General features: G+C 49.6%; 8 protein-coding genes and 1 pseudogene. All 9 read left to right on the top strand.

Annotated elements, in window-relative coordinates:
• The first annotated feature begins 428 nt into the window (after nt 1-428).
• On the top strand, nt 429-803 hold the full coding sequence (gene traJ / locus OQV04_RS22975; protein WP_074212071.1) for a conjugal transfer transcriptional regulator TraJ: 375 nt from the start codon (nt 429-431) through the stop codon (nt 801-803).
• Nucleotides 800-2560 (top strand): TraI/MobA(P) family conjugative relaxase, encoded by a 1761-nt coding sequence (gene traI / locus OQV04_RS22980; protein ID WP_102138708.1) that lies wholly within the window; start codon nt 800-802, stop codon nt 2558-2560. The genes traJ and traI overlap by 4 nt, the downstream gene beginning before the upstream one ends.
• 234 nt (nt 2561-2794) lie before the next feature.
• Nucleotides 2795-3568 carry a P-type conjugative transfer protein TrbJ gene (gene trbJ, locus OQV04_RS22985; RefSeq protein ID WP_102138707.1) on the top strand — a complete coding sequence of 258 codons (774 nt, stop codon included), beginning with the start codon at nt 2795-2797 and terminating at the stop codon, nt 3566-3568.
• A 2-nt stretch (nt 3569-3570) separates the two neighbouring features.
• Nucleotides 3571-3768 carry a hypothetical protein gene (locus tag OQV04_RS22990; RefSeq protein ID WP_102138706.1) on the top strand — a complete coding sequence of 66 codons (198 nt, stop codon included), beginning with the start codon at nt 3571-3573 and terminating at the stop codon, nt 3766-3768.
• Between the two features lie 2 nt (nt 3769-3770).
• Complete coding sequence (trbL, locus tag OQV04_RS22995; RefSeq protein ID WP_102138705.1) at nt 3771-5063, top strand: P-type conjugative transfer protein TrbL; 1293 nt, start codon at nt 3771-3773, stop codon at nt 5061-5063.
• A gap of 55 nt (nt 5064-5118) precedes the next feature.
• Nucleotides 5119-5316, top strand: coding sequence for a conjugal transfer protein TrbL (locus OQV04_RS23000; RefSeq protein ID WP_231619285.1), 198 nt, complete (start codon nt 5119-5121; stop codon nt 5314-5316).
• A 20-nt stretch (nt 5317-5336) separates the two neighbouring features.
• On the top strand, nt 5337-5591 hold the full coding sequence (locus OQV04_RS23005) for a hypothetical protein (RefSeq protein ID WP_102138703.1): 255 nt from the start codon (nt 5337-5339) through the stop codon (nt 5589-5591).
• A gap of 72 nt (nt 5592-5663) precedes the next feature.
• Entirely contained in the window at nt 5664-5891 is a 228-nt protein-coding gene (locus OQV04_RS23010) for a type I toxin-antitoxin system ptaRNA1 family toxin (RefSeq protein ID WP_102138702.1), read from the top strand.
• A 423-nt stretch (nt 5892-6314) separates the two neighbouring features.
• A pseudogene (locus OQV04_RS23015) lies at nt 6315-6559 on the top strand (retron St85 family RNA-directed DNA polymerase); the annotation flags it as partial.

Genomic DNA, 6559 nt, shown 5'->3' on the forward strand with positions numbered 1-6559 from the left:
GGCGTCTAAACATTCATTGACACTTGAGGGGCAGTTAAGTACGAAGACTTTGAATTTAGCCTAGAGCGGAAAGTGCTAGGAAAGCTGTGTTTTTCTGTGTCGTGATATTGAGTAAAGCCAATACACATAAATTGCTGTAAGGCCGCTATTTTAGCGCTATTCAGTCGCTATAAGTACGCTGTCATACCGCTATAAGTGTCTGACTTATCAGGTAAACATGGTTTACACAGGAATAAACAGTTAAATGCAGAGAAATGCACAAGGGCATGCATAACTTTCCGTGATAAAACCAAAGTTGAAATGCGGGCAGGATGTGTGAAGTAGGCACACCATGCAAGCATGGCGAAGCCTCTTCACTTTGGACTTATTCGCACCTTCGGAGCTCAACGTTAATCCTGCCCTGCGGGGCCAGAGATAGGAGGCAAAGCATGGGGAACAGCACGAACAAGATCACTCGAAAAAATAGCCCACCGATTAAGGTTTACTGTTTGCCAGAGGAGCGTGAGTTGATCGAATCGCTGTCTGTGCAAGCAGGTCTTAGTACTTCTACTTATCTACGTGAAGTCGGCCAAGGTTATCGCATTCAAGGTATTACCGATGTAGAACAGGTACGCGAACTGGTAAGAGTGAATGGTGACTTAGGGCGTTTGGGTGGTTTGCTTAAGTTGTGGCTTAGTAATGATGCCAAGGTAGCGAATGTGGGAGTCAATACAATCTTAGCGGTGCTTAATCGTATTGAAGCGACACAAGATCAAATGAGCTCGCTTATGGAATCCATTCTTCGCCCGAGGGCCGATCAATGATAGTCAAGCACGTACCGATGCGTTCGCAAGGTAAATCTGACTTTGCGGGCTTGGTGAATTACATCACCGATCACCAGAGCAAAGAGCATCGACTTGGTAACGTTCGTTTAAATAACTGTGAAGCGAAAACCGTGCGCGATGCGATCAGCGAAGTGTTAGCAACTCAATTCGCGAACACCCGAGCGAAGAGTGATAAAACCTATCATCTAATCGTGAGCTTCCCAAGTGGCGAACAGTTAGAAGCAAATACCTTGGCCGCGATAGAAGAGCGCATTTGCCAAGGCTTAGGTTATGGAGAACATCAGAGTGTCAGCGCTGTGCACAACGATACGGACAATCAACATATCCATATCGCGATCAATAAAATCCATCCCACGCGAAATACAATCCATGAGCCTTATTACCCACATAAAAAGCTAGCGGAAATGTGCGAGGCCATCGAGCAGGATTTTGGTTTGCAGCCGGATAATCACATACCGCGCAAGCGTGGGGCGGAATCACGTGCGATGGATATGGAGCGACATTCGGGTATTGAAAGCTTAGTGGGGTGGGTGAAGCGCGAATGTATGGACGAGATTAAATCAGCCAATAGCTGGCAGGCGTTGCACCAAGTCATGCAGGACAATGGTTTGCAGTTAAGAACCAGAGGAAATGGTCTAGTGATCGTTGCTGACGGTGAAGCGATCATCAAAGCGAGCACCTTGGGACGTGAGTTTTCTAAATCCAAACTCGAAGCGCGCCTTGGTCCCTTTGAAGCGACTGCATCGGATTCTGTTAAGCCGAGCCGCCAATATACACACCGACCTGTTCGATTGAAGGTGGATACCACCGAGCTATATGCCCGTTATCAATCAGAGCAGAAACGTGCTGCAGCGAGTAAGTCGCAAGCCCTCGAACAGGCCCGCCGTGATAAAGATCGACAGATTGAAAACGCCAAGAGGAAAGGGCGTGGCCGTCGCGCAGCGATTAAGTTAACCGGTAGTAATAAGCTTACTAAGAAGCTTTTGTACAAACAGGCCAGCGATGCATTGAAAAGCGATCTTGAGAGCATTCACAAGCGTTACCAAGAGCAACGGCAAACGATATATCAAAGCAATAAACGCCAAGCCTGGGCGGATTGGTTAAAGAGCCAGGCATTGCAGGGAGATGGTGAAGCCCTCAAAGCGCTACGTAGCCGAGAGGCTGCACAAAAGCTTAAAGGCAATACCCTCAAAGGAGATGCCGTTCAGGCCGAGCTCAAAGCAACGGTCGATACGATTACGAAAAAAGGCACCATTATTTATCGAGTAGGTAACAGCGCTGTGCGTGATGACGGTGAGCGTCTACAAGTGTCGACGGCTTCCAACCAAACCAGTGTCTTAGCTGCGCTAAAGGTAGCAATGGAGCGTTACGGTAATCGTATTACCGTGACTGGTTCGCCTGAGTTCAAGGCGCGAGTAATCAAGGCGACGGTAGATGGCAATCTGTCTATCAAATTTGCCGATCAAGGACTAGAACGCCGTCGTCAGGCATTAATGACCCAGAATAAAAGGGCCAAGCGGTCTGATAAGCCTGGCGTGTTACCGATTGGCAAAGTGCCACCTTCACGCCGTGGCTGGTTGCAGAATCTCTCTCAGCTAGAAGTCTTAGCTATACAGTCAGGCCCTGTAACTGAAAAAGCGGCGGTCATGCCAGTACTAGAGCAGCGTAAAGCTAAGCTCCAAGCTGAGCAGGCAGCTAAAAAGGCGAAACGACAACATAAGAGCCGATCACGTTGATGTGATGGCAAAGGAATCGACGGAAGCCCTAACCGCTTCGGTTGGTAATAACACCGATGTTTAACCCTATTTAGCCGCGCGTTTACGGTGTCGCGCAGGTCGGGCGCCGGGATAGTAAGTGGCGAGCTATCTCTGAAAAGGCCCACATTCACCGCTGGCAACGGCAGGAGTAGGTTACGAGCCTACAGGTTGGTGAATGTAACTTTTAGTCATAACCACTAAGAGTAATTAACCATGCTAAAACGAAAAATTTTAGCGGCTAAAATTCCCGTGCTTGCCATCTCCTTGGCGTTAAACCTTTCTAATCCTGTATATGCGGGGATTCCGGTTGCTGATGGTACGAATCTAGTTCAGAACATCATGTCGGCAATGGAAGCTGTTACACAGACTGCTAAACAAATTCAGCAGTATCAAACCCAGTTGCAGCAGTACGAAAATATGCTGCAAAACTCGATGGCCCCGGCTTCTTATATTTGGGACCAGGCGCAGCGCACCATCAACGATCTGAACCAGGCGACCAACACGCTCGCCTATTACCAGAACCAGCTTGGCAGCCTCGATGCTTACTTAGGCAAGTTCCAGGACGTGGCCTATTACCGCAGCTCTCCTTGTTTCTCGGCGGCGGGGTGCAGCGATGCAGAACGGGCCGCAATGACCGAGAACCGACGCCTTGCGTCTGAATCGCAGAAAAAGGCCAACGACGCACTGTTTAGGAGTCTGGAACAGCAGCAAGATAACTTGGAAGCCGATGCCCGTCAGCTTAATCGCCTGCAATCTGGTGCTCAGAGCGCGGACGGCCAATTGGCGGCCATTGGCTACGCTAACCAGCTTGCTAGCAACCAGGCCAACCAGCTCCTGCAAATCCGCAGCCTGCTGATCGCTCAGCAGAATGCTGTTGGCACTCGAATGCAGGCGGATGCTGACCGCGAAGCTCAATATCAAGCGTCCCGTGAAAGGTTGTTTGATATGGGCGAGCCAACCGACCGTTCGGAAAACAAGGGGTTTTAATTATGAAAAATATCACACGAACTTTTATCGTTAGTGCGTTGGTCTCCTTCGTTCTGGTGGGATGCGGTGAAGATGACGGGCCCAAGCCTGCAACGATCGACTGTGACAACCCAAACCTGACGAAAGAGCAGAGGGAAGAAGGGAACTGTCTTTGGGATATGGGCGAACCCACTGATCGCTCCAAGAACAAGGGGTTCTAACCATGAACAAGATATTCATTCGACTTGTGATGCTCCTGGCAGTTTTACTGACTTCGCAAACTGCGTCAGCGGCCATTGATCCTAATGGTGTCTTGGATGAAGTGGCCGTGCGTTTCATGACGGCCAGTGCTACTTGGGGCACGGTAATTACAAACTATGCCGCCTGGCTATTCTGGACGCTGGGTACGATATCCCTTGTTTGGACTGGCGGGACCTTAATCCTTAAACAAGCGGATATAAGGGAGTTTTTTGCCGAGTTCGTCCGCTTCATCCTGACGTTTGGTTTCTTTCTTTGGTTGCTCAGAAACGGCCCAGACTTTGCGACGTCAATCATCGACTCATTGAGAATGATCGGTGCTCAAGCCGGTGGCCTTTCGAGAGACCTAACCCCATCAGAGCCTATTAGTATTGCGTTCGACATTATTGTGAAAGCTGGTGAGTCCTACAGCATCACAAGCCCGATAGATAACTTGTCTATCTTCTTAATCACGCTGGCAATTTTGGCCTGTATGGCGGTAGTGGCGGCCAATGTGTTGTTGGCCTTGGTGACGGCTTGGATATTGATCTATGCCGGTGTCTTCGTGCTGGGGTTTGGTGGTTCGCGTTGGACTTCAGATATAGCAATCAACTACTTCAAAAGCGTATTGGGCGTTGCTTTGAAGTTGATGACAATGACGTTGCTCATTGGTATTGCCATGTCGATCATGGACGGTTTCTATGCCGATCTATCTAATGATGCCCCTATGCGTGAACTGCTGGTGATCTTTGTCGTTTCACTGGTTCTTGTGATGCTCATTCACTCGGTTCCCAATGTGGTCGCCAGCCTGGTTCCTGGAGGCGGCGCGGCGGCAGGTGCTGGCAGTATCAGTGCCGGAGCGATGGCCGGAGCGGCTGTTGCCACTGGCGGTATGGCTGCCGGTGCAGCAATGGCTACTGCCGGCGGTGCGTCTGCTATTCAGGCTGCATTTGCAAAAGCAGGTGAGAACGTAGCGAACAATACTGACGTTATGTCGAGCCTTGGCGGAGCAATCAGTGGCAGTGGCGATTCTGATGAGGCTGGCTCCTTCTCCCAAGCTTCCGGCCAATCTTCTAGCGGTGGCCAATCCTCTGGCGGTTTTAAAGGTAGCGCTGTAAAAGCGGGGCGTATTGCAGCGGATACCGGTGCGAATTTGATGAAGGGAATGGGGGATATGGCCGGGGATAGAATCAGCGGCACTGCTGGAGGCCGTCTAGCTAGCTCGATCCGAAACAGCACGAAAGATGACGGGGATAGCGATGACCAGGAGGGCGACTGACGACGCTTCCCCTGCATTTGACAACGATAGCTTGGGCGGTGTGGGTACTGGCTGGATGAATCAAACAGGCGGCTTTGATGGCCTATCCAGTGAGGACCAAAAAGAAGCCCGCCAAGCGCACGCAGAATGGCAAGAGCGTGACCCGGAAAAGCACACTTTCGATGTTGAGGACTACGTGTCGTATGCCCAGGAACGCCAGCAGGAGCGCAACGAAGAGGTTGCCAGTTTTGTTAAAAAGAGTCGTATGGCCTAACTAGATAAGGATTACTGATTATGGAGTTTAGCTTTCCACCTCAAAACCTTGCGGAGGTATTTGGTTTCTTCGCAGGGATGTTCATTGTGATGCTGGCCTTCTATTTTTTGGGGCAGTGGCTGCACAGCACCGGACACGGCCCGAAGATGAAAGACATTGCCGACAAAATGGAGGTATTCCAAAACAGGTTGGCCGGACGTGCTTACAAGGACATGACGAGATCGGTCGATCAAATCGACAAAATGAGACGCTGGCCGTTTGGCCGACGCAAGTAGAACGAAAGTACACGGGCCGGTGATGGTGCACCGGCACGAATTTTCACATACCACCTGTCAGAGAGGTGACGCATGGCAATCACACATAATATCGAAGTTCAGCACGCAATTCATCAGGCAGCAATCAAGCTGGCCTCCCTAGAATTCATTGATCAGGAAACCGCTCAGCAGATTTCGTCTGTCGCAGAAGCGGTCGCCAATATGTTTACGATCCTTTACTACCAGGCTGAAACTGGCCGAGCGACGCCGGAGGACTTCGAGCAGGCGTTGGACACTATCCGGCTGGTGACAAGTAACTGAGGCAAAAGCTGATGAACGATAAGGCAAAACGAATACGAGGAAAAGCAGTACATCTATCAAGGTGTACTGCCTGTCCGAGGAAAGAAATTAATTGAGGTGTAGCCAAAGGCGAGCTGGTGTGAGGCACAAAGCCCCATTTCTGCTGGCAACACGTTATTAGAAGTAAAGCATCAAGAACATGAAATTGAATAACCTCATATAGTTATGATATAGTTATAGAGCTCTTTAGCTTAGGACGAATCCGTCTAGTCGGGTGTTTAGCCAGACTCTAATTTATTGAACGGTTTTATGGTTGCGATAGGTTCGCAACCTGATCTCCTCACTCCGTTCGTCAATCAGGTTGCGAACCTATCGCTTCCTCTAGTAAAGAGTTGAGCCCAAAGCCCAAGAGTGTTGCTTTTGGGCTTTTTTATGGGATTAGGTATGACTTTGATAGAGCAGTTAGCATTAGAGCTGAAAAAGAGTGAAGACGAAGTCGGTCGCTTTCTCCAGAGTGCGCCTAAAAGGTATAAAGTCTATACTATTCCAAAGCGTACTTCTGGGCACCGTGTTATAGCTCAGCCTTCTAAAGAGTTGAAAGAGTATCAGCGTAAGTTTCTGGAAATACAACAGTTACCTATCCATGGTTCAGCTATGGCTTATAGGAAAGGGCTGGGTATCAAGCAAAA

The sequence above is a fragment of the Escherichia sp. Lx600-2 genome, assembly GCF_036662595.1.
GTDB lineage: Bacteria > Pseudomonadota > Gammaproteobacteria > Enterobacterales > Enterobacteriaceae > Escherichia > Escherichia coli.